Origin of the sequence: Streptomyces sp. S.PB5, from assembly GCF_030403745.1 — a bacterium.
Taxonomy (GTDB): Bacteria; Actinomycetota; Actinomycetes; order Streptomycetales; family Streptomycetaceae; genus Streptomyces.
This window is the reverse complement of record NZ_JAQMWP010000007.1, coordinates 179301-202880: the sequence shown is the minus strand read 5'-3', so window position 1 is coordinate 202880 and position 23580 is coordinate 179301. Positions and strand designations below refer to the sequence as shown.

Genomic DNA, 23580 nt, shown 5'->3' with positions numbered 1-23580 from the left:
TGCTCCTTATGCGGTGGTGCGGCGAGCCGCTGCCTGAGTGATCCGGTCGAACATGACGCCCAGCAGGACGATGGCGAGCCCGGCCGCCAGGCCCTTGCCGTACAGCTGCCCCTGGGAGAACCCGGCCACGACGTCGTAGCCGAGGGCGCCCGCACCCACCAGACCGCCCACCACGACCATCGACAGCACATAGATCAGGCCCTGGTTGGTGGCGAGGGTCAGGGCGCTGCGGGCCATCGGCAGCTGGACCTTGGTGATGATCTGCCAGGTGTTGCACCCGGCGGAGGTGGCCGCCTCCACGGTGGCGGCGGGCACGTTCCGCACCCCGTCCGCGATGATCTTCATCGCGACCGGTGCCGCGTAGACGACGGCCGCGACGATCGCCGTGAAGCGGGTCGCGCCGAACAGGGCGAGGAACGGCACGAGATAGACGAACGGCGGCATGACCTGGGCCGCGTCCAGTGTGGGCCGCAGGAGCCGGTCGACGAGGGCGCTGCGGCCCATCCAGACGCCGAAGACGATGCCGAGCAGCATCACCAGCACCGTGGCGACGGCGGTCGAGGCCAGGGTCGTCATGCTGTCCGACCACACGCCGGTGGCGACCAGCAGGCCCACGCAGACCGCGGTGGTGATACCCGCGGTCCGGCCCCCGAGGACGACGCCGAGCGCGATCAGGACCGCCCCGACCAGCCACCACGGGGAGTCGGTGAGCAGCGACTGGAAGGGATTGAGCAGGCCGTTGGTGATGGCGTCACGGAAGGCGTTGGTCAGGCCCGACAGGTTGTCCTGCGCCCAGGTGGTGACGTTGTCCGCGCCCTTGCGGATGGCGGTGCCCGTGCCGCCCTCGCCGGGGAACTCCGCCGCCCACACATAGGTGTGCGAGAGGTAGACGAGGACCGCCGCGACCACCGCACCCGCGCCCAGCAGCTGGCGCCGCCAGGCCAGGAGGCGGTTCTTCGAGTGCCGGGCCGCCTCCTCGCGCCCCGCCGCCGCGGTCGTCACGCGGTCCAGCACGATGGCGAGGACCACGATGGCCAGACCCGCGTTGAACGCGGTGCCGACGTCGAGCGACTGGAGCGCCTGCAGAACCGTCTTGCCGAGGCCGGGCGCGTCGATCAGGGCGGCGATGGTCACCATGGCGAGCGCGGCCATGATGGTCTGGTTGACGCCCATGACCACGGTCCGCTTGGACATCGGCAGCAGCACCTTCGTCAGGGACTGCCGCCGGGTGGCGCCGAGCGAGTCGGCCGCCTCGACCGTGGTGTGCGGTACGGAACGGATGGCGTGCGCGGTGATACGGATCGCGGGAGGTGCCGCGTAGATCAGGGTGGCGATGGTGGCGGAGGCCGGGCCGATGAGGAAGAACAGGGTCAGCGGGGCCAGGTAGACGAAGGTCGGCATCGTCTGCATGAAGTCCAGGAAGGGCGTCAGGATCCGGTTGAACCGGTCGGACAGCCCCGCCCACACCCCCAGCGGGATCGCGAACAGCAGCGCCACGGCGACCGCGGAGAGCGTGAGCGCCAGGGTGTCCATGCTCTCCTGCCACAGGCCCTGCAGGCCGAGGAAGGTGAAGCCGGCGACCGCGAGGAGCGCGACGCGCCAGTTGCCGACGGCCCAGGACAGGAAGCCGGCGACGCCGACGACCCCGAGCCAGCCGATCTGCGGGAGGGGCCGGTCGCCGGCCGGCTGGGAGATCAGCTCCTGCACGAAGGTCACCACGGAGTCGATGACCAGGCGGATCTCGTTGAAGAAGTACAGGAAGAGCGGGTTGGAGTTGCGGTTCGCGCCGATCGAGTCGTTGACGTCGTTGAACCACCGGTGCAGGTCGGTCAGATCGGCGGCGGCCAGCGTCAGGGTCTGCTTGCCGCGCAGGATCGCGAAGAGCACCAGCCAGACGAAGAGGATCGCGGCGATCACCATGGACCGGCTGATCCTGCGCGCCTCCTTGGCCGGTGCGGGTGGCTCCGCCGTCCCCGTCTTCTCGGGTTTCTCGATGACGACGGTCATCACGCGCCGCCTTCCTGCCCGGCGACCACCGCGAGGATCTCCTCGTCGCCGACGATGCCGAGCAGCTTGCCGTTCTCGACGACCTTGACCGGCTTGTCGGCCGCGAGCACCGCCCGGGTGGCCTCCTTCACCACGACGTCCGGGCCGAGTTCGGGACCGTCGAGTTCGTCGCCGTCGGCCGGCGGGCGCATGATCCAGCGCAGGGTGAGGACGTCACCGCGCGGCACGTCCTTGACGAACTCGCGTACGTAGTCGTCCGCGGGGGCGCCGACGAGTTCGTCGCCGGTACCGCACTGGACCATCTTGCCGTCGCGCATGATGAGGATGCGGTCACCGAGCTTGAGGGCCTCGGAGAGGTCGTGGGTGATGAACACCATCGTCTTGCCGACCTCGCGGTGCAGCCGGATGACCTCGTTCTGCATGTCACGGCGGATCAGCGGGTCGAGAGCGGAGAACGGCTCGTCGAAGAAGAGCACGTCCGGGTCGCCCGCCAACGCCCTTGCCAGGCCGACGCGTTGCTGCATACCGCCGGACAACTGGTCGGGGTAGGAGTTCTCGTATCCGGACAGGCCGACCAACTCGACGACTTCCAGAGCCCGTTTGGTGCGCTCGGCCCGGCTCATGCCCCGGATCTCCAGTCCGAACGCCACGTTGTCGACGACGCGCCGATGGGGCAGCAGACCGAAGTGCTGGAAGACCATGGAGAACTTGCTGCGCCGCAGTTCGCGCAGGCGCTTGTCGTCGGCCTTGCGGATGTCCTCGCCCTCGAAGACGACCTCGCCCGCGGTGGGTTCGATCAGCCGGGTCAGACATCGCACCAGCGTGGACTTGCCGGAGCCGGACAGGCCCATGACCACGAACACCTCGCCGGGCGAGACGTCGAAGTGGACGTCGCGGACCGCGGCGGTGCATCCGGTGCGGTCCATGAGCTCGCGGCGGGTCAGGCCGCACAGCTCCTCCGAGTCCGGGACCTGGTCGGCCTTCGGCCCGAACACCTTCCACAGCCGGCGCACGGAGATGACCGGGGTCGAGTCCTCGGGCGTGCCGCGCCGCTGTGGCACCTCGGTCTGTGTGGTCACGTTCGACCTTCCTTCGGCGTTCAGCCGCTGAACCAGCGCTGCGGCCGGGGTTGGATGTTCTGCCATATGTGTTTGGGCTCTCGGTACTCGTTCAGACCGGTCGGTCCCAGCTCCCGGCCCACGCCCGAGTGCCCGAAGCCACCCCATTCCGCTTGCGGCACATAAGGGTGGTAGTCGTTGATCCACACCGTGCCGTGCCGCAGCCGCCGGGCGACCCGCTGGGCCTTGCCGGCGTCCTGGGTCCACACGGCACCGGCGAGCCCGTACTCGGTGTCGTTGGCGATGCGTACGGCGTCGTCCTCGCCGCTGAAGCGCTCCACGGTGAGCACGGGTCCGAAGGACTCCTCGTGCACCACGCGCATGTCCTGCGTGCACTCGTCGAGGACGGTCGGCGGGTAGAAGTGGCCGGACGCGAGGGCCGGGTCGTCGGGTCGCGCGCCGCCGCAGCGCAGTACGGCCCCCTCGGCGAGGCCCGCGGCGACGTACGCCTCGACCTTCGCCAGGTGCTGTGCGGAGATCAGCGCCCCGGTCTCGGCCTCCGGGTCGAAGGGGCCGCCGAGGCGGATCAGCCGGGCGCGGCGGACGACCTCGTCGACGAAGCGGTCGTGCAGACAGTCCTCGACGATCAGCCGGGCGCCGGCCGAGCAGACCTGCCCGGAGTGCAGGAAGACGGCGGTGAGGGCGAAGTCCACGGCCGTCTCGAAGTCGGCGTCGGCGAAGACCACGTTGGGGTTCTTGCCGCCGAGTTCGAGGGCCACCTTCTTCACGCCGGCCGCGGCGGTCGCCATGATGCGCTTGCCGGTCTCCAGGCCGCCGGTGAAGGAGACCATGTCGACGTCCGGGTGGTCGGAGAGGGGGGCGCCCGCCTCGGGGCCGGCGCCCAGGACGAGGTTGGCGGCGCCGGCGGGGAGTCCGGCCTCCTCCAGGGCCTTCATCAGCAGGATGGAGGTGGAGGGGGTGAGCTCGCTGGGCTTCAGGACGATCGTGTTGCCGGCGAGCAGGGCCGGGGCGACCTTCCAACTGGCTTGCAGCAGCGGGTAGTTCCAGGGGGTGATCAGTCCGCAGACGCCGACCGGTTCGTACACCACGCGGCTGACGGCGTCGTCGCGGCCGGTGTCGATCGTGCGGCCCGCGTCGGTGCCGCCGAGACCGCCGTAGTAGCGGAAGCAGGAGACGACGTCGGCGATGTCGTACTCGCTCTCCGCCAGGCGCTTGCCGGTGTCGAGGGACTCGGCGCGGGCGAACTCCTTGGCGTCGCGCTCGAGGATGTCGGCGGTGCGCAGCAGCAGGGCGGCGCGCTCGTGCTCGGGGGTCCGCGGCCAGGGGCCTTCGTCGAAGGCGCGGCGGGCGGCGGCGATCGCCGCCTCGGTGTCGGGGCGGGTCCCTTCCGAGACGGTCGCCGCGAGGGAGCCGTCAGCGGGACATCGGATCTCCCGGTGCCCGCCGGCCACCGGATCCCGCCATTCGCCAGCCACATACAGGTCTGCCACGCGCCGAGCCTTTCAACCGAAATTCGTTGCGCATCATGCACCCAATTGCTTGTGGTGGAACACAGTGGCGAATGTCCGGACACACGTCAAGGGGTTCACCGATGACGATTTGGCACGGTGGACGGGTCCGCGTCGTGAGCGGCTGCCCGGTCAGGGACTCCGTCGTATACGAATTCCCGCGCGCCGCCCGGCCGTCACAACTGACGCTGCAGAAAGACCAGCAGCGCCGCCGTGAGCTGCGCGGGGGCGTCCTCCTGGACGAGGTGGCCCGCTCCGGTGACCGGTTCGAAACGGGCGCCGGGGACGAGCGCGGCGAGCTCGCGGCCCTTCGCCACCGGGATCCAGGTGTCGTCCTCACCCCAGCAGACGAGCACGGGGATGCCGATCTCGCCGTAGCGGCCCTGGATCTCGTCGGTGTGGCGCTGGTCGGCCTGGGCGATCTGCCGGTAGAAGGCAGGCCGGCCGGGGTCGTCCAGCCAGGGCTCGACAAGGCGGTCGAGGACGGCGGGGTGCAGGCCGGGGCTGCTGGCCGAACTCACGTACTCGCGCACCAGGGCGCCGTGGAGGGCGGGCGGCAGCTGTTCGAAGACCTCGGCGTGTTCGCGGACGAGCCGGAAGAAGGGGGAGCCCCACGGTGCCAGCGCGACCGGGTCCACCAGGGCGAGGGCGCGATAGCGGGCGGCATGCAGCAGATGGGCCCGCAGGGCCACCGCGCCTCCGAAGTCATGGGCGACCACGAGCGGCTCCGTAAGGCCCCAGTGGCCCAGCAACTCGGTGAGGACGCGGCCCTGGGCGGCCAGGGACACGTCCTGCCCTGCGGCCTTCTCGGAGGCCCCGTAGCCGGGCATGTCCCACACGAACACCTGGTGGTCGCGGGCGAGTGAGCGGGCCACGGCCCGCCACACGTAAGAGGAGAAAGGAGTGCCGTGCAGGAGGACGACCGGCGGGCCGTCCGGCGGGCCCAGACGGTCCCAGCGCACGGTTCCCGAGGAGCTGGGGAAGGTCCGGGTCAGCTTCCAGTCGTCCGATGCCATCGTCTCCTCGTTCAGCCGTCCACCCGGTCCAGCAGCGTACGACGCCACCGCTCCGTCTCCGCGATCTGATTGAACGTGAACAGATGAAGACCGGCCACCCCGGCCGCGGGCGCGGTGAGCGCGGCCTCGGCACGGGTCAGCAGTCTCTCGGGCGCGTAGCCTCCGGGCGCCGCGAACCGTGCGAACCACGAGGCGTGCTTCGTCAGGAAGCGGGTCGACTCACCCACCCCGATCTTCGTCGCCATGGCCAGCAGCTTCGTCCGCTGCACGGGCCCGGCGACACCGATGTGCACGGGCAGGGCGACGCCCCGGCGCCGCAGCCGCGCGACCCACTCCCCCAGCACCCGCGGGTCGAAGCAGAGGTTGCTCACGATGTACGTGGCGTGCTCGCGCTTGTCCCACATCGACTGGATCGTGATGTCGTCGTGGATGAGGGGATGGCTCTCGGGATAGCCGGTGACACCGACCCGCGCGAACGGACCGCCCAGCTCGCTCAGCCGGCGCAGCACCGGCAGCGCGCCCTCGTAGACCCCGGCGGGCGGATCGGCATCGCCCGCCGGGACGAAGACGTCGTCCACCCTCGACGCGCGCAGCCGGTCGGTGACCTCCTTCAGGTGCACCTCGTCCCGCAGCAGCCGCGCGGGCACGTGCGGGACGACCCGGTAGCCGTGCGCGGCGAGCCTGCCGGTGAGGTCGAGGGTCGGCTCCAGGCCCTTGACCGGCGACGCCGTCACGGTGACGACGACGTCGCGCGGCACATGGGCGAGGACCTTCTCCTCGGTGGCGTTCGCGGGCAGCACCTCGTAACGGACGCTCTCGAGCAGTGCCCGCAGCCCGGTGGCGGCCAAGGTCTACCCCGCCTGCTTCTGGGCGTCGCGGTGACGGTAGTAGGCGGCCTTCGAGGGGGCGAGGGGCTCCTTGCCGAGGATCAGGTCGGCGGCCTTCTCGGCGACCATCATCACCGGGGCGTAGATGTTGCCGTTGGTGACGTACGGCATGACCGAGGCGTCGACGACCCTGAGGCCCTCCACTCCGTGCACCCGCATGCTGGTGGGGTCCACGACGGCCATCTCGTCGGTGGCGGGGCCCATCTTGCAGGTGCAGGACGGGTGCAGGGCGGTCTCGCCGTCCTTGGCGACCCAGGCGAGGATCTCCTCGTCGCTCTCCACGGACGGTCCGGGCGAGATCTCCCCGTCGTTGTAGGGGGCGAGGGCGGGCTGGTTGAGGAGCTTGCGGGCCACCCGGATCGCCTCGACCCATTCGCGCCGGTCCTGCTCGGTGGAGAGGTAGTTGAAGCGCAGGGCGGGGTGTTCGCGCGGGTCCTTGCTCTTGATCTTCACCGAGCCGATGGCGTCGGAGTACATGGGCCCGACGTGCACCTGGTAGCCGTGGCCGCCCGCGGGCACGGAGCCGTCGTAGCGGACCGCGATCGGCAGGAAGTGGAACATCAGGTTGGGGTAGTCGACGTCGTCGTTGCTGCGGGCGAAGCCGCCGGCCTCGAAGTGGTTGGTGGCGGCCGGGCCCTTCCGGAACAGCCACTGCAGTCCGATGAAGGGCGCGCGCCACTTCGCCAGGTACGGCTGCATGGAGACGGGCTGCTTGCAGGCGTACTGGATGTAGACCTCCAGGTGGTCCTGCATGTTCTCGCCGACGCCCGGGAGGTCGTGGACCACGTCGATGCCGAGGGCGCGCAGTTCCTCGGCGTTGCCGACGCCGGAGAGCTGGAGCAGCTGCGGGGAGTTGATGGCGCCGCCGCACAGGATGACTTCCCTGGCGCGGACCTGCTGAAGGGCGCCCTTGCCGCGCTGGTACTCGACGCCGACGGCCTTCTTGCCCTCGAAGAGGACGCGGGTGACGAGGGCGCGGGTCCTGACGGTGAGGTTGGGGCGCCTGCGTGCGGGCTTGAGGTACGCCTTCGAGGCCGACAGCCGGCGCCCGCGGTGGACGTTGCGGTCGAACTTGGCGAAGCCCTCCTGCCGGTAGCCGTTGACGTCGTCCGTCGGTGCGTATCCGGCTTCCTCGGTGGCCTTCTGGAAGGCGGTGAACAGCGGGTTGGTGGCCGGGCCGCGTTCGAGGACGAGGGGGCCGTCGTGGCCGCGGAACTCGTCGTCGGGGTCGGCCGCGAGACAGTTCTCCATGCGCTTGAAGTACGGCAGACAGTGCGCGTAGTCCCAGGTCTCCATGCCGGGGTCGGCCGCCCAGCGCTCGTAGTCCATGGGGTTGCCGCGCTGGAAGATCATGCCGTTGATGCTGCTGGAGCCGCCCAACACCTTGCCGCGGGCGTGGTAGATGCGGCGGCCGCCCATGTGGGGCTCGGGCTCGGACTCGTACTTCCAGTCGTAGAACCGGCTGCCGATGGGGTAGGTCAGCGCCGCGGGCATCTGGATGAAGACGTCCCACGGGTAGTCGGACCGGCCGGCCTCCAGGACCAGTACCCGGTTCGCCGGGTCCGCGGAGAGCCTGTTCGCCAGTGCGCTGCCGGCCGATCCGCCGCCGACGATGACGAAGTCGTAGTGCAGGGGAGCCATGGTGCCTCGTCTCGCTCGCGCCGTAGATATGCGAGGCATGCTAGCGCCGTCGCGTCATACGCACCAGGTTGCGACGGACGCAACTTCGGGGCCTTGTTTCGCTGTCGTTGCCCGCAGTTGCCAGGCCTGCTACACGGAGCGGCGGACCCACGGGAGGTGCCGGGGGCGGGCGTCAGAGCAGCGAGCGGATCGCCGCCTCGAACCTGCGCACGTGCTCCTCCGCCAGACCTGCGGCGCGTTCGCCGTCGCCCGCCAGCACGGCCCGCACGAGCGGGCCGTGCTCGTCGACATGGCCGGCCAGTCCGGGCAGCCGGTCGAGGAACAGACACCAGATGCGGGTGGCGAGGTTGTCGTAGCGCACGAGCGTGTCACTGAGGAAAGGGTTCGCCGTGGCGGCGTAGAGCGCCCGGTGCAGCCGGAGGTCCAGGTCGATGAGCTGGTCGACCTCTCCCCCGGCGATCGCGTCCAGCTCCGCCAGCAGTTCGGTGAGCACGGCGCGGTCCCGGGCGCCCGCCCGGCGTGCGGCGCAGTCGGCGGCCAGGGGCTCCAGGCGCAGGCGGACCTCGGTGAGATGCCCCAGGTCCGTGATCTGCACTTCGGAGGCGAAGGTGCCGCGCCGGGGGAAGGCCACGACCAGCCGGTCGACCTCAAGACGCTTGAGGGCCTCACGCACCGGGGTGCGTCCCACCCCGAGCTCCGCGGCCACCTGCTCGTCGTTGATGGGCGAACCGGGCGCGATCTTGAGGGTCACCAAGCGGTCGCACAGCACCTGATAGGCCCGCTCGGCCAGGGAGGGACGGCCCTCCGCCATCGCGACCGACATGCGCACTCTCCTCGTCGAGACTCCAGAGGACCACGTTAGCGCACAATTGATATATCAGTCCCCAGGCAAGGAGGGACGGACCCGGGACCGGCTCTTGACGGCTCGCCCCGGTCGCACCTACAACTGATATATCAGTCGTACGACTCTCGTCTTCCAAGGGGACCGCATGAGCCTCGACGTCCAGTCACTAGCCGCGTTCGACCCCGAGGTCGCCGCCGCGGTCGACGCGGAGCTCGACCGCCAGCAGTCGACGCTGGAGATGATCGCGAGCGAGAACTTCGCGCCGCCGGCGGTGCTGGAGGCCCAGGGCTCGGTCCTGACCAACAAGTACGCGGAGGGCTATCCGGGCCGCCGCTACTACGGCGGCTGCGAACACGTCGACGTCGTCGAGCAGTTGGCCATCGAGCGGATCACCGCCCTGTTCGGCGCCGAGGCCGCCAACGTCCAGCCGCACTCCGGCGCCCAGGCCAACGCGGCCGCGATGTTCGCCCTCCTCCAGCCCGGCGACACCATCCTCGGCCTGGACCTGGCGCACGGCGGCCATCTCACCCACGGCATGCGCCTGAACTACTCCGGCAAGCTCTACAACGTCGTCCCCTACCACGTACGCGAGTCCGACCTCCGTGTGGACATGGACGAGGTCGAGCAACTCGCGCTCGCGCACCGCCCGAAGCTGATCGTGGCCGGCTGGTCGGCCTATCCGCGGCAGCTGGACTTCGCCGAGTTCCGCCGGATCGCCGACGCGGTGGGCGCGTACCTGATGGTGGACATGGCGCACTTCGCCGGTCTGGTCGCCGCGGGCCTGCACCCCAGCCCGGTGCCGTACGCGGACGTCGTCACGACGACCACCCACAAGACCCTCGGCGGCCCCCGCGGCGGGGTCATCCTCAGCAAGGCCGAACTGGCCAAGAAGATCAACTCGGCGGTCTTCCCCGGTCAGCAGGGCGGGCCGCTGGAGCATGTGATCGCCGCCAAGGCGGTCGCCTTCAAGATGGCCGCGAGCGAGGAGTTCCGCGAGCGTCAGCGGCGCACGCTGAAGGGCGCGAAGATCCTCGCCGGACGGCTGCTGGCCGACGACGTGGCCGAGGCGGGCATCACGGTGCTCACCGGGGGCACGGAGGTCCACCTGGTCCTGGTGGATCTGCGGGGCAGCTCACTCGACGGCCGCCAGGCCGAGGACCGGCTCCACTCGGTCGGCATCACCGTCAACCGCAACGCCGTCCCCTTCGACCCGCGCCCGCCCATGGTCTCCTCCGGCCTGCGCATCGGCACCCCCGCGCTGGCCACCCGCGGGTTCGGCGACGCGGAGTTCCGCGAGGTCGCCGACATCATCGCGAACGCCCTGAAGCCCGAGCAGCTCAGCGACGATCAGGCCGAGTCGCTGCGCACCCGAGTGGCGAAGCTCGCCGCCGCGTTCCCCCTCTACTCCCAGCTGAACGGAGCCGCGGCATGACCGGCACGCCCCTCCCGGACCACCCGGACTTCCTGTGGCGCAACCCCGCCCCCAAGCCGTCGTACGACGTGGTGATCGTCGGTGGCGGCGGGCACGGTCTGGCCACCGCCTACTACCTCGCCAAGAACCACGGCATCACCGACATCGCGGTCCTGGAGAAGGGCTGGCTCGCGGGCGGCAACATGGCCCGCAACACCACGATCATCCGCTCCAACTACCTCTGGGACGAGAGCTCCGGCATCTACGAGCACTCCCTGAAGCTCTGGGAGACCCTCGAAGAGGACCTCGACTACCCCATCCTCTTCAGCCAGCGCGGTGTCCTGAACCTCGCGCACACGCTGCAGGACATCCGCGACAGCAAGCGCCGCGTGTACGCCAACCAGCTCAACGGCATCGACGCGGAGTGGCTGGAGCCGGACGAGGTCGCCAAGGTCTGTCCGATCGTCAACGTCTCCCCCGATGTGCGCTATCCGGTGCTCGGCGCGACCTACCAGCCGCGCGCGGGCATCGCCAAGCACGACTACGTCGCCTGGGGCTTCGCACGCAGGGCCGACGCATACGGCATCGACCTCATCCAGAACTGCGAGGTCACCGGCATCGACGTGACCGACGGGCGGGTGACGGGCGTACGGACCACCCGGGGCCGTATCGCCGCCGGGAAGGTGGCACTCGCCGGGGCCGGGCACACCTCCGTGCTCGCCGAGATGGTCGGCCTCCGACTGCCGCTGCAGAGCCACCCGTTGCAGGCCCTGGTCTCCGAACTGCTCGAACCGGTGCACCCGACGGTCGTGATGTCCAACGCCGTACACGTCTACGTCTCCCAGGCACACAAGGGCGAGTTGGTGATGGGCGCGGGCATCGACAGCTACAACGGCTACGGCCAGCGCGGGGCGTTCCACATCATCGAACGCCAGATGGCCGCCGCCCTGGAGCTGTTCCCCGTCTTCGCCCGCGCCCACATGCTGCGCACCTGGGCCGGCATCGTCGACACCACCCCGGACGCCTCCCCCATCGTCGGCCTCACCCCCATCGAGGACCTGTACCTCAACTGCGGCTGGGGAACAGGCGGGTTCAAGGCCACCCCGGGCGTCGGCTGGTGCTACGCGCACACCATCGCCACCGGCGAACCCCACCCGTACAACGCGCCGTTCACCCTGTCCAGGTTCGTCACCGGTGCGCTGGTCGACGAGCACGGCGCGGCCGCCGTCGCCCACTGACGCCTCTCAGGAGACCCCGATGCAGCTCATCGCCTGCCCCTGGTGCGGCGAACGCGAGGAAGCCGAGTTCCACTACGGCGGACAGGCGCACGTCGCCTACCCCGCGAAGCCCGCCGACCTCGACGACGAACAGTGGGCCCAGTACGTCTTCTTCCGCGACAACCCCAAGGGCCCCTTCGCCGAACGGTGGGTGCACTCCGCGGGCTGCCGCCGCTGGTTCAACGCCGTGCGCGACACCGTCACCCATCAGTTCCTGTCCGTCCACCGCCCGGGTGAGGAGCCCCGCACATGAGCAACGCGTTCCGTGTCGACGGCTTCGGCTCCGTGGACCGCACCAAGACCCTCTCCTTCACCTTCGACGGCCGCGCGTACACCGGCCACGCCGGCGACACCCTCGCCTCCGCCCTGCTGGCCAACGGGGTCCACCACGTGGCCACCAGCATCAGGTACGGCCGGCCGCGCGGCATCATGACCGCGGGCGTCGAGGAGCCCAACGCCCTCGTCCAGATCGAGTTCCCCTTCCCCGAGCCGATGCTCACGGCCACCACCGTCGAGCTGTACGACGGTCTCGTCGCCCGGGGGCTGAGCGGCCAGGGCCGCCTCGGCACCGAGCCCGACCCGGCCCGGTACGACACCGTGCACGCCCACTGCGACGTGCTGGTCGTCGGCGCCGGTCCGGCCGGGCTGGCGGCCGCGCTGACCGCCTCGCGGGCCGGTGCACGGGTCGTCGTGGTCGATGAACTGCCGTCGCACGGTGGCTCGTTGCTGGGTCAGGAGTCCGCTTCCGGGTGGGTCGCCCAGGCCACGGCGGAGCTCTCGGCGAACGCCGATGTCCGGCTCCTGCAGCGGACCACGGCGGTCGGCTACTACGACGACGGTCTCGTCCTCGCGCTGGAGAAGCGCACCGACCACCTCGGTGCGGACGCGCCCGCGCATGTCTCCCGGCAGCGGGTCTGGCGCGTCCGGGCCAAGCAGGTCGTGTTCGCGACCGGCGCCTACGAGCGGCCGATCGCGTTCGACGACAACGACCGTCCCGGCATCATGCTCGCGGACTCGGCCCGGACGTATCTGAACCGCTTCGGTGTCCTCGCGGGCCGTGAGGTCGTCGTGTTCACCACCAACGACAGCGCCTATCCCGCGGCGACCGAACTGGCCGACGCCGGCGCGCGGGTGCGCGCGGTGATCGACACCCGCGGCGAGGTGCCGGGCCACTGGCGGGACGCCTGTGCCGAGCGCGGGATCGAGGTGCGGGCCGGGCAGGTGGTGTCGGGGACGAGCGGTGTCGAGCGGATCACCGGGGTGCGGGTCGGGGACGAGGAGATCGGCTGCGATCTGCTGCTGGTGTCGGGCGGCTGGAACCCGGCGGTGCAGCTGTTCAGCCAGGCCCGGGGAGCGCTTCGGTACGACAGCGCGTCGGGCAGCTTCGTGCCGGCCGGCGCGCTGGAGACCGTACGGACCGCCGGTGCCGCGAGTGGAGTTCTGGGGGCGGCCGAGGTGCTGCGGGACGGTGTGGAGGCGGCCCTCGGTGCGCTGGCGGCGCTCGGGAGGACCGCGGGACGGCCGGTGGATCTGCCGGCTGCCGGCGACGAGCCCGTCGGGGCACCCGGCGCGGTGCTCTGGCAGGTACCCGGCTCCAAGGACGCCCAGTTCGTCGACCTCCAGCGCGATCAGACCGTCACGGACGTCCTGCGGGCCACCGGGGCGGGGCTGACGTCGGTGGAGCACGTCAAGCGGTACACCACCATCGGGACCGCGCACGACCAGGGGCGTACGTCGGGTGTGCTGACCTCCGGCATCATCGCCGAGGCGCTGGGGGTGGACATCGCCGAGCTGGGCACGCCCAAGCTCCGTCCGCCCACGGTGCCGGTCGCGTTCGCCGCGTTCGCCGGGCGCAACCGCGGTGAGCTGTTCGATCCCGTGCGGGTCACGGCCCTTCACCGGTGGCATGTCGAGCACGGTGCGCTCTTCGAGAACGTGGGCCAGTGGAAGCGGCCCTGGTACTACCCCGTCGGCGCGGAGACGATCGAGGAGGCCGTGCTGCGGGAGTGCCGGGCGGTCCGGGCGGGCGTCGGCATGATGGACGGCTCCACGCTCGGCAAGATCAGCGTCCAGGGCCCCGACTCCGGGGTACTGCTGGACCGGCTCTACACCAACCTGATGAGCACGCTGAAGACCGGACGCGTCCGCTACGGCGTGATGTGCGGGATCGACGGCATGGCCCTGGACGACGGGACCGTGTTCCGGGTGGCCGAGGAGGAGTTCCTCGTCACGACGACAACGGGCAACGCCGCCAAGGTGCTTGAGTGGATGGAGGAGTGGCTCCAGACCGAGTGGCCGCAGCTGCGGGTCCATCTGACCTCCGTCACCGAGCACTGGGCGACGATCCCCCTGGTCGGACCGCGCTCGCGGGACGTACTGGCGCTGGTCGCACCGACGCTCGACGTCAGCAACGACGCCTTCGGGTTCATGACCTGGCAGGACACCCTCGTGGCGGGCGTGCCCGCGCGGGTGGCACGGATCAGCTTCTCCGGTGAGCTCGCCTACGAGATCAACGTGCCCGCCTGGTACGCCACTTCGGTGTGGGAGGCGGTGTACGCGGCGGGCGGCCCCTTCGGCATCACGCCGTACGGCACGGAGACCATGCACGTGCTGCGCGCGGAGAAGGCGTACCCGATCATCGGTCAGGACACCGACGGCACGGTCGCTCCGCAGGATCTCGGGATGTCCTGGGTGGTGTCGAAGAAGAAGGAGGACTTCGTCGGCAAGCGGTCCTTCGCCCGTGCGGAGAACCGGCGCACCGACCGCAAGCAGCTGGTCGCGCTGCTGCCCGTCGACGAGCGCACCCTCCTCCCGGAGGGCGCCCAGATCATCGCCACCCCCGAGGTGCCCGCACCCCCGGTCCCCATGCTCGGGCACGTCACCTCCAGCTACCGCAGTGACGCCCTGCAGCGCACCTTCGCCCTCGCCCTGCTGCGCGGCGGCACCGAGCGGCTCGGCGAGACGCTCTACGTCCCGCTGGAGGGCCGCACCGTCGCGGTGACCGTGACCGACCCCGTGGTCTTCGACAAGGAGGGAAGCCGCCGTGACGGTTGAGACCCCCGTTCGTGTCAGCCCGCTCGCCGAGTGGCGGGAGACCTTCGACCGGCTGCCCGCCGGCTTCCAGGTCGAGGAGCTGCCCTTCCTCACCCAGGTCACTCTGCGGGTGACCCCGGGCAGTGCCGCCGCGGAGGCGGTCGAGTCGGCGCTCGGTCTGAAGCTGCCGTCGGCCTCCCGTGCGGAGATGTCCGGTGAGGTGAAGGCCCTGTGGCTGGGCCCGGACGAATGGCTGCTGGTGGCGCCCCCGGACACGGCGCTCGTCGAGCGGCTGAGGTCCGCGATCGGCAACGAGTTCGCCACCGTCACCGATGTCTCCGCACAGCGCACGGTGCTGTCCCTGCGGGGCGGCCTCACCCGGCAGATCCTGGCCCAGGGGTGCGCGATCGACCTGGACCCCCGGGTGTCCCCCGTCGGGTCCTGCTACACCACCCTCCTCGCCCAGACCGGCATCACCCTCGTCGTCCGAGGGGAGGGCGCCTCCGGCGCCTGGCTGCTGGTCCGTGCCTCCTTCGCCCCCTACACGGCGGCTTGGCTGGTCGACGCGGCCACGGAGTACGGCGGGGGCGCGGAGTACGGCGGGGGCACCGGATGACCCTCAGCGCCTTCGACATGTTCAAGGTGGGCATCGGGCCGTCCAGTTCGCACACGGTCGGCCCGATGCGGGCCGCGCACCTCTTCGCGCACGCCTTGGAACAGGAAGGACTGCTGGAGGACACGCACGGCGTCCACGTCGAGCTGTTCGGCTCGCTGGGCGCCACCGGGCACGGGCACGGCAGCGTCAAGGCGGTCGTGCTCGGCCTGGAAGGGCACGCGCCCGAACTCGTGGACCCGGCCCTGGCCGAACCGGCCATGGACCGGGTGCGCACGACGGGCGGCCTGCACCTGCTCGGCAAACATCCCCTCGCCTTCCGGGTCGACGACGACATCGTCCTGCACCGCCGCAAGCGGCTGGACTTCCACTCCAACGCGATGACCTTCGAGGCGGTCGACAGCTCCGGCCGCCGGCTGTCGCTGCGGACCTACTACTCCGTCGGCGGCGGCTTCGTCCTGGACGACGACCAGGCGAAGGGCCCGCAGATCGTGCCGGACACCACGCCGGTGCCCTATCCGTTCACCACCGGCGCCGAACTGCTGGCGCACACCGAGGGCACCGGCCTTTCGATCAGCTCGATCATGCTGGCCAACGAGACGGCCCGGCGCAGCGAGGCCGAGGTCCGGGCGGGGCTGCTGCACATCTGGTCCGTCATGCAGGAGTGCGTGCTGCGCGGGTGCGCGACCGACGGCGTGCTGCCCGGCGGTCTGAAGGTACGGCGCCGGGCCGCCGCGCTGCACCGCAAACTGCTCGGCGCGGACGAGGAGGCCGAGACCGACTCGCTGCACGCGATGGAGTGGGTGACGCTGTACGCACTGGCGGTGAACGAGGAGAACGCGGCGGGCGGACGGGTGGTCACCGCCCCGACCAACGGCGCCGCCGGGATCATCCCCGCCGTGCTGCACTACTACGAGCGGTTCGTGCGCGGCGCGAACCAGGACGGCATCGTGCGGTTCCTGCTGACCGCGGCGGCGATCGGAGTGCTGTTCAAGGAGAACGCCTCGATCTCCGGGGCCGAGGTCGGCTGTCAGGGCGAGGTCGGTTCGGCCTGCTCGATGGCGGCCGCCGGGCTGGCCGAGGTCATCGGCGGCACCCCCGAACAGGTGGAGAACGCCGCCGAGATCGGCATCGAGCACAATCTCGGTCTCACCTGTGACCCCGTCGGCGGGCTCGTGCAGATCCCCTGCATCGAGCGGAACGCGGTCGCCTCCCTGAAGGCGATCACCGCCGCCCGGATGGCCCTGCACGGCGACGGCACCCATCACGTCTCCCTCGACAAGGCGGTCAAGACCATGCGGGAGACCGGGGCCGACATGAAGGACAAGTACAAGGAGACCGCGCGTGGCGGTCTCGCCCTGAACGTGGTCGAGTGCTGAGGAGACAGCCATGAGCACCCAGTTCGTTCTCACCCTGAGCTGCCCCGAGCGCCCCGGTATCGTCAACGCGGTGACCAGTTTCCTGGTCCGGCACAGCTGTGACATCACCGAGCACCAGCAGTTCGACGACCCCGACCACGAACTCGTCTTCCTGCGCACCGGGTTCAGGACCACGGACGAGTCGATCACCCTCGGTGGTCTCAAGGAGGCCTTCGACGCCGTCGCCGGCACCTACGGCATGCAGTGGCAGCTGCGGGACGCCTCGGTCAAGCCCCGCATCCTGGTGATGGTGTCGAAGTTCGACCACTGCCTGGCCGACCTGCTCTACCGCTGGCGCAGCGACACCCTGGACGCCGACATCGCGCTCGTCGTCTCCAACCACCCCGATCTGGGGCCCCTGGCTGATGCGGCGGGCCTGCCCTTCGAGCACGTCCCGGTCAGTGCGGCGACCAAGCCCCAGGCCGAGGCACGTCTGCTGGAACTCGTCGACGAGCACGCCATCGACCTGGTCGTCCTGGCCCGCTACATGCAGATCCTCTCCGACGACCTGTGCAAGAAGCTGGAGGGCCGGGCGATCAACATCCATCACTCGTTCCTGCCGAGCTTCGTCGGCGCCAAGCCCTACCACCAGGCCTACCAGCGCGGCGTCAAGCACGTCGGTGCCACCGCCCACTACGTCACCGCCGACCTGGACGAGGGCCCCATCATCGAGCAGGAGGTGATCCGCGTCGACCACCGTCTCTCCGCCGACCAGCTCGTCCTCGTCGGCCGCGACGCCGAACGCACCGCGCTGGCCCGCGCGGTCAACTGGCACTGCCAGAACCGGGTCCTGCTGCACGGCAACCGCACGGTCATCTTCAGCTGACGCCGCCGGCGCCTTCGACGACCGGCCTGCACAGAAACGGAACGTGTGCACCGTGACCACCGCGACCGTTCTCTCCGGCTCCGCAGCCGCCGCGGACATCAAACGTGAACTCGCCGCCCGCGTCGGCGTGTTGCGCGAGCGCGGCATCACCCCCGGCCTGGGCACGATCCTCGTCGGCGACGATCCCGCCAGCCGCTCCTACGTGAACGGAAAGCACCGCGACTGCGCCGAGGTCGGCATCGCCTCCCTGCGCGTCGACCTGCCGGCGACCGCCACCCAGTCCGACGTCGAGACGGCCGTACTGCGCCTGAACGCGGACCCCGCCTGCACCGGCTTCATCGTCCAACTCCCCCTGCCCGCCCATCTCGACATGCACACCGTGCTCGAACTCGTCGACCCCGCCAAGGACGCCGACGGACTGCACCCCACCAACCTCGGCCGCCTCGTCCTGGGCGTCCCCGCACCCCTGCCCTGCACCCCGCGCGGCATCCTGGACCTGCTCCGGCGCCACCAAGTCCCCATCACCGGGGCCCAGTTCTGCGTCATCGGCTGCGGCATCACCGTCGGCCGCCCCCTCGGCCTGATGCTCACCCGCCGCACCGAGCACGCCACCGTCACCCTCTGCCACGAAGCCACCCGCGACATCGCCGCCCACACCCGCGCCGCCGATGTCGTCGTCGCCGCGGCCGGTGTCGCCCACCTCGTGCGGCCCGACTGGATCAAACCCGGTGCCACGGTCCTCTCCGTCGGTCTCACCCGCACCGTCGAAGGCATCCTCGGCGACGTCCACCCCGACGTCGACCAGGTCGCCGGCACCCTGGCACCCCCCGTCGGCGGCGTCGGTCCCATGACCCGCGCCATGCTCCTCACCAACATCGTCGAGGCAGCCGAACGCGCCTGGGCGAAGAGTCCCGAGGCCGCCCGCAGTCACGCGTGAGGCCGGGGAGCACCCCCGCTGAGGGGTGCTCCCCGGCCTCGATGGGGTCGGTGCCGGTGTCAGTCGGCCGGGGTCAGCGCGACCTCGGCGCTGCCCGAGAGGGCCGGAAGGCCGGCGGGGGGCGTGTCGGTGTAGGAGGCGTTGAAGACCGCCTTCAGGTTGTCCGAGCCGGTGTGGCCGCCGTCGACGAAGGTCTCGAACGATCCGGAGCAGCCGTTGCTCGTGGACAGCGGGTGGCCGTGGGTGTCATGGCCGAGGATGAACGAGACGGTGACCTTGGCGCAGTCCACCGGCTGGTCGTCGGTGACGGTGACCTGCCAGGTGACCGTGTCGCCCCAGTGGAACGGCGTGCCGCCGTGCGGAGCCGGGTCGGTGGTGAGGGAGACGACCGGCGCCTTGTTGCCGACCACGACGGGAACGGAGGCGGAGGCCGAGCGCCCGGTGCTGTCGGTGACCTTCAGCGTGGCGTCGAAGACGCCGTTCTCGGTGAAGGTGTGCGTCGGGTTCGCCTCCCTGGAGTCCACGGTGCCGTCGGCGTCGAAGTCCCAGGCGTAGCGCAGCGCGTCGCCGTCGGCGTCCTTCGTGCCGGCGCTGGAGAACTGGACCGTCAGCGGCCTGGTGCCGTTGACCACGTCCGCGGCGACCTTGGGCTCCGGGGTGCGGTTGCCCCGGGTGAAGTCGATGCGGGAGAGCTGTGCCTCGGGCAGTTCGGCGAAGTAGCCGGTGCCGTACTCCAGCACGTACAGGGCGCCGTCCGGGCCGAACTCGGCGTCGATCGGGCCGTCCGTCGTGATCGTGGGGATCGCGTCCTCGATCTTCTGGACCTCGTTGTTCCTGCCGAGGGTGATGGCCTTCATCTGGTCACGGGTCCACTCGTAGAAGAGCGGCTTGCCGTCGAAGTACTGGGGCCAGCGGTTGGCGGCCTTGTTGTGCTTGTCGTAGCGGTACGCCGGGCCGCCCATGGGGCCGATGCCACCGGTGCCGAGTTCGGGGAACTCCGCGGAGGCGCCGTAGCCGTAGACGATCTCGGAGTCCTCGACCGGGGGCAGCTCACTGCGGCCGGTGTTGTGGCGCGAGTCGTTGACCGGCTTCGCGCAGTTGAAGGCGCCGCTGGAGGTCTGGGTGGCGAAGTCGTAGTCCTGGTACGGCATGTCCGGGGTCACACAGAACGGCCAGCCGTAGTTGGCGGGGCGGTCGATGACCATCCAGCGCCCCTGCCCGGCAGGGCCGCGGCCCGGGTTGGCGGTGTTGGCGTCGGGCGAGTAGTCGCCGACGTAGAGCTCACCGGTCCGCTCGTCCACGGTGAAGCGGAAGGGGTTGCGCAGGCCCATGGCGTAGATCTCGGGGCGGGTCTTCGCGGTGCCCGGCGCGAAGAGGTTGCCCTTGGGTACGGAATAGCCGCCATTCGACTTGACCTTGATGCGCAGGACCTTGCCGCGCAGGTCGTTGGTGTTGCCCGCGGTGCGCCGCGCGTCGTAGGCGGGGTTGCGGTCGGGGCGGTCGTCGATCGGGGCGTAGCCGTCGGAGGAGAACGGGTTGGAGTCGTCGCCGGTCGACAGGAAGAGGTTGCCCTTGTGGTCGAAGTCGATCTTGCCGCCGACGTGGCAGCAGATACCGCGGTCGGCGGGTACGTCGATGATCTTCTGCTCGGTGTTGTAGTCGAGCTTGTTGCCGACGAGCTTGAACCGCGAAAGCCGTGTGTATCCCTTGTACTTGGCGAAGTCCGCGGCCGTGCCGAACTGCGGTGCGTCGCCCTCGTTGACGCCCGGGGTGGCCGGGTCGTCCATGGGAGTGTCGAGGCGGGGCGAGTAATAGAGGTAGACCCAGCGGTTCTTGGCGAAGGCAGGGTCGATGGCGATGCCCTGCACGCCTTCCTCGTCGTGCTGGTAGAGCCCGGCGGGGCTCTTCTTCATGTCGGCGGCGAGGAAGTTGACGCCGCTCTTGGGGTCGTGGATCCGGATCTCGCCGGTCCGGGCCGTGTGCAGCACCCGCCGGTCGGGCAGGACGGCCAGGGCCATGGGCTCGCCCGGGCGGTCGTTGAGGGTGACCTTCTGGAAGTCCGACGAAGCCGGCGGCGCCGGGTCCGACGGGGAGGCCTGGGCTGCGGGGAGCGGCAGGAGCCCGACGGCTCCGGCCAGCGCAGCCGCCCCTATGAGGGTGACGATCCGTCTGTTACGCACTCAGAACTCCTTTGGTCTGGCCGGCGGGTCAAGAGCCAGGCGAAATGCGTGAGTTGGACGCTAGGGCGCCCACTTTCAACTCGTCAAGGACAAAGTCACGGCCTGTTCGGGGAAAGTTTGCCCCGTTACTTCCTGCTTTTTCGGGCGCTCCGGGGACCCGCCCGGCGGCCAGATTCGCCGGGCAGGAACCGCGGGTGACGTCAGGTCAGTTGCAGGCGCGCAGGGCCGCGAGGTTGTCGTAGCCGACCTTGGCGAACTCCAGGGACTGGCCGGGCGCGGTCGTGCTCGGCGCGTTGTCCTGTTCGACCATCGGGTTGTGGTAGTTCTTCGCCCCCACCCGGGTGAAGAACCTCCGGTATTCGATGTCGCCGGTGCCGAACGGCACCATGTCGTAGCCCAGGCCGCTCTGGGGGTTCACCACACCGTCCTTGGCGTGGAAGAGCGGGAAGCGGCTGTTGTTGCGGACCACGAGCGCGGCCGGGTCGAAGACGTCCTCGCGCTGCGAGCCGTCGTGGGCGGTGTAGGTGTGGAACTTGTACTGGGCCACGTGGGCCCAGAACACATCGAGCTCCAGATAGACGCTCTTGCGGTCCGTGACCTTCACGAAGTACTCCAGCTTGCGGATGCCGGAGCTGCGGGTCGGCCGGCCCTGGTCGTCCAGGGGGCCGCCGTCGAGGAGGAAGTCGTAGGCCGCGTCGTGGTTGTGGGTGTAGAGCTTGATGCCCTCACGGCGGGCTGTCTCACCGAGCGTGTTCCATTTCTCCGCGGCGATGTCCCAGTCGGCCCGGTAGCGGCTGTTGGTGGGGTCGTTGCCGGTGCCCATGTGCTCCATGCCGATGATGTTGGCGATCTCCAGCCAGCGCTTGAAGGTGTCCAGGTCCGACGTGGTCAGCGGCCAGGACGGCGGGATGTAGCCGTGGCTGCCCTGCGCCCGCAGACCGTACTCGTCGAGCCAGGAGCGCAGCAGCCTCGCGCCCTGGACGGTGCCGAGGTCGGCGCCGCCGGGCGCGTTGGCGTGCTGGCCGTAGCCGGCGAACTCCACCTGGCGGTAGCCGAAGCGCGAGAGCTGCCGGAACACCTCGCGGAAACCGGAGGGCAGGTCGGAGGCGAGCGGGTCGCGGGCGACGGCGTCACGGACGGTGTAGAGGATGATGCCGCGCTTGTGCGGCGGGACCAGGGCGGAGCGGCCCCGGTCGTCGCCGGCGGCTCCGGTTCTGTCTTGCGCCAGCGCGGGTGCGGCGCCGAAGACCGGGGCGGCGATCGCCGCGGCGGTGGCGGCCGTGCAGGTGCTCAGGAAACGGCGGCGGCTGACGCCGAGCGTGCGGCGCAGGGCGTCGTCGGTGCCGGCTCGGTCGGTGCCGGCTCGGTCGGTGCCGGCTTCGTCGTTGAACGCGGTCACAGGGGTTCTCTCCTTCTTCGTCGCGGTGCTGCGGGTGCCTGACGGCCGCCGCCTCGGCAGAGCGCGGTGAGCCGCAGGAGAAGGGCGTTCACTTCAGTGGCCGCAACGCGGCCGGGCACTGCGCGGGGGGTGGGGTTCCAGGACGAGCGACCTGTTTCGTCGCTCGCGGAGAGGCGGCCGCGACGGCCGCGTGGGGGGGATGGTCAAGGGGTACGGAGGCGAAGCGGGCGCCGGGCGGTGCGGCTCGGCCCGGTCACCCCGCCCGGCGCAGGCGGTCGGCGAACGCCAGCAGCGCGGTGAACTGCTCCGGCAGACCCGCCGGTCCTCCGTCGGGGTCCTTGAAGTAGAAGCCCAGTTCCGGGAGCGGTCCGGACAGACCCGCCTCGTGGGCGCGGGCGACCAGGCGGGCCAGGTCCAGCACAAGAGGTGCGGCCAGGGCCGAGTCGCAGCCCTGCCAGGTGGTCTGCAGGACCATGCGCGCACCGAGGAAGCCCTCGAAGGCGATGTGGTCCCAGGCGGTCTTCCAGTCGCCGAGCGCCGGTACGTCGTCGATGTGCACCTCGCCTTCCGGCGTGTGCCCGAGGGTCTCGGTCAGGACGCGTGCCTTGCCGGCGTTCTTCGCGGCGGCCGCGCCCGGGTCGGCCAGCGCCGCCCCGTCGCCGCCGCCGAGCAGATTGGTGCCGGACCAGGCCCGTACATGCAGGGCCCGCTGGACGAACATCGGGGCGAGCGCGGCCCGCAGCAGGGTCTGGCCGGTCTTGCCGTCGCGGCCGGCGTGCGGAAGTCCGGCGGCCGCGGCGGCTTTTGTGAGGGGCGGGGTGCGCAGGCCGGTGGACGGCGTGAAGTTGACGTAGGGGCAGCCGGCGCGCAGGGCGGCGGCCGCGTAGAGGGAGCTGGGCGGCAGTCGTAACGCATCCGGCGCGGGCGCCGGTTCCGTGGACGCGACGTTGACGACGACCACGCGGGCCAGCTCGTTGCGCGTACGGAAGGAGGTGAGGTCGGCGGCGAGGTCCGCGACGAGTTCCTCGTCGTCGCGCGGGTCGTCCGGGAGCGGGCCGCCGAACCGTGTCTCCTTCTCCGCGGCGAGCAGTTCGGCGTGTACGGCGGAGGCGAGCCCGTGCGGCAGGACGCCCGCGTCGGTGAGGTGTTCGGCCCGCTTCGGCAGCGGGGAGTCGGCGACGTCGTGACCGCCGAAGACGAGCGAGGCCAGGGCCGGCAGTCCGGTGCCGTCGAACGGCGGGGTCTCGGTGACCATGCCGGTCGGCGGACGCAGTCCGGCGGTGACCGCCGCGCAACCGGCGACCGCGGTGGTGGCCACCGATCCGCGGGCGCCGACGAACCAGACACCGGTGGGTGTGGTGTTCCCGTCGTTGTTCACGGACCGCCTCCCCAGGAGGACGCTTACGGGCCTTCGGCCCTGATGCGCCGTCAGTCTTGAATCACTCTGTGGTGCCTGTGCACGACTGGGACCGTAGTCCCGTTCGTCTGCGACGGGAACCCCTTG

The 23580-nt window shown here is 70.6% G+C and carries 18 protein-coding genes and 1 pseudogene; 8 read left to right on the top strand and 11 right to left on the bottom strand.

Annotation, left to right across the window (positions count from 1 at the left end; genetic code table 11):
• Nucleotides 1-6: 6 nt before the first annotated feature.
• The 7 genes from PH203_RS19825 to PH203_RS19795 all read right to left on the bottom strand — a co-directional run bounded on the left by PH203_RS19825 (nt 7) and on the right by PH203_RS19795 (nt 8961).
• Entirely contained in the window at nt 7-2007 is a 2001-nt protein-coding gene (locus tag PH203_RS19825; RefSeq protein ID WP_289921494.1) for an ABC transporter permease subunit, read from the bottom strand.
• The gene (locus tag PH203_RS19820; RefSeq protein WP_289921493.1) at nt 2007-3086 is read right to left on the bottom strand and encodes a glycine betaine/L-proline ABC transporter ATP-binding protein; all 1080 of its coding nucleotides are present in this window, start codon (nt 3084-3086) and stop codon (nt 2007-2009) included. The genes PH203_RS19825 and PH203_RS19820 overlap by 1 nt, the downstream gene beginning before the upstream one ends.
• A 20-nt stretch (nt 3087-3106) precedes the next feature.
• Nucleotides 3107-4576: an aldehyde dehydrogenase family protein gene (locus PH203_RS19815; RefSeq protein WP_289921492.1), complete on the bottom strand. Its 1470-nt coding sequence runs from the start codon at nt 4574-4576 to the stop codon at nt 3107-3109.
• 194 nt (nt 4577-4770) lie between these two features.
• On the bottom strand, nt 4771-5610 hold the full coding sequence (locus tag PH203_RS19810) for an alpha/beta fold hydrolase (protein WP_289921490.1): 840 nt from the start codon (nt 5608-5610) through the stop codon (nt 4771-4773).
• Nucleotides 5611-5621: 11 nt separating this feature from the next.
• On the bottom strand, nt 5622-6458 hold the full coding sequence (locus tag PH203_RS19805; protein ID WP_289921489.1) for a 5,10-methylenetetrahydrofolate reductase: 837 nt from the start codon (nt 6456-6458) through the stop codon (nt 5622-5624).
• Between the two features lie 3 nt (nt 6459-6461).
• Nucleotides 6462-8138, bottom strand: coding sequence for a choline dehydrogenase (betA, locus tag PH203_RS19800; protein ID WP_289921488.1), 1677 nt, complete (start codon nt 8136-8138; stop codon nt 6462-6464).
• Nucleotides 8139-8310: 172 nt separating this feature from the next.
• Nucleotides 8311-8961, bottom strand: coding sequence for a GntR family transcriptional regulator (locus PH203_RS19795; protein ID WP_289921487.1), 651 nt, complete (start codon nt 8959-8961; stop codon nt 8311-8313).
• Between the two features lie 166 nt (nt 8962-9127).
• Here PH203_RS19795 and glyA point away from each other — a divergent pair, with 166 nt between their 5' ends.
• Genes glyA through PH203_RS19755 form a run of 8 tightly spaced genes read left to right on the top strand, consistent with a single transcriptional unit; the run spans nt 9128 to nt 18497 of the window.
• The gene (gene glyA, locus PH203_RS19790) at nt 9128-10414 is read left to right on the top strand and encodes a serine hydroxymethyltransferase (RefSeq protein WP_289921485.1); all 1287 of its coding nucleotides are present in this window, start codon (nt 9128-9130) and stop codon (nt 10412-10414) included.
• Nucleotides 10411-11631, top strand: coding sequence for a sarcosine oxidase subunit beta family protein (locus PH203_RS19785; protein WP_289921484.1), 1221 nt, complete (start codon nt 10411-10413; stop codon nt 11629-11631). The genes glyA and PH203_RS19785 overlap by 4 nt, the downstream gene beginning before the upstream one ends.
• Nucleotides 11632-11650: 19 nt before the next feature.
• Nucleotides 11651-11923, top strand: coding sequence for a sarcosine oxidase subunit delta (locus PH203_RS19780; RefSeq protein ID WP_289921483.1), 273 nt, complete (start codon nt 11651-11653; stop codon nt 11921-11923).
• Complete coding sequence (locus PH203_RS19775; RefSeq protein ID WP_289921482.1) at nt 11920-14724, top strand: 2Fe-2S iron-sulfur cluster-binding protein; 2805 nt, start codon at nt 11920-11922, stop codon at nt 14722-14724. Before PH203_RS19780 ends, PH203_RS19775 begins: the two co-directional genes overlap by 4 nt.
• A complete protein-coding gene (locus PH203_RS19770) occupies nt 14714-15319 on the top strand; it encodes a sarcosine oxidase subunit gamma family protein (RefSeq protein WP_289921481.1) in 606 nt (201 codons plus the stop codon). The genes PH203_RS19775 and PH203_RS19770 overlap by 11 nt, the downstream gene beginning before the upstream one ends.
• A complete protein-coding gene (locus PH203_RS19765) occupies nt 15316-16695 on the top strand; it encodes an L-serine ammonia-lyase (protein ID WP_289921480.1) in 1380 nt (459 codons plus the stop codon). Before PH203_RS19770 ends, PH203_RS19765 begins: the two co-directional genes overlap by 4 nt.
• A 10-nt stretch (nt 16696-16705) precedes the next feature.
• Nucleotides 16706-17560, top strand: coding sequence for a formyltetrahydrofolate deformylase (gene purU / locus PH203_RS19760; protein WP_289921479.1), 855 nt, complete (start codon nt 16706-16708; stop codon nt 17558-17560).
• Nucleotides 17561-17612: 52 nt separating this feature from the next.
• The gene (locus tag PH203_RS19755) at nt 17613-18497 is read left to right on the top strand and encodes a bifunctional methylenetetrahydrofolate dehydrogenase/methenyltetrahydrofolate cyclohydrolase (RefSeq protein WP_289921478.1); all 885 of its coding nucleotides are present in this window, start codon (nt 17613-17615) and stop codon (nt 18495-18497) included.
• A 59-nt stretch (nt 18498-18556) separates the two neighbouring features.
• On the opposite strand, the gene PH203_RS19750 is transcribed toward PH203_RS19755, so the two are convergent.
• The 4 genes and pseudogenes from PH203_RS19750 to PH203_RS19735 form a co-directional block, all read right to left on the bottom strand.
• Nucleotides 18557-20677 (bottom strand): PQQ-dependent sugar dehydrogenase, encoded by a 2121-nt coding sequence (locus tag PH203_RS19750; RefSeq protein WP_289921477.1) that lies wholly within the window; start codon nt 20675-20677, stop codon nt 18557-18559.
• Nucleotides 20678-20882: 205 nt separating this feature from the next.
• Entirely contained in the window at nt 20883-22076 is a 1194-nt protein-coding gene (locus PH203_RS19745; protein ID WP_289921476.1) for a sugar phosphate isomerase/epimerase family protein, read from the bottom strand.
• Nucleotides 22073-22279 (bottom strand): annotated as a pseudogene (locus PH203_RS19740) (hypothetical protein); the annotation flags it as partial. The gene PH203_RS19745 and the pseudogene PH203_RS19740, both read right to left, overlap by 4 nt.
• Before the next feature lie 50 nt (nt 22280-22329).
• Entirely contained in the window at nt 22330-23454 is a 1125-nt protein-coding gene (locus PH203_RS19735; RefSeq protein ID WP_289921475.1) for an inositol-3-phosphate synthase, read from the bottom strand.
• Nucleotides 23455-23580: the final 126 nt, after the last annotated feature.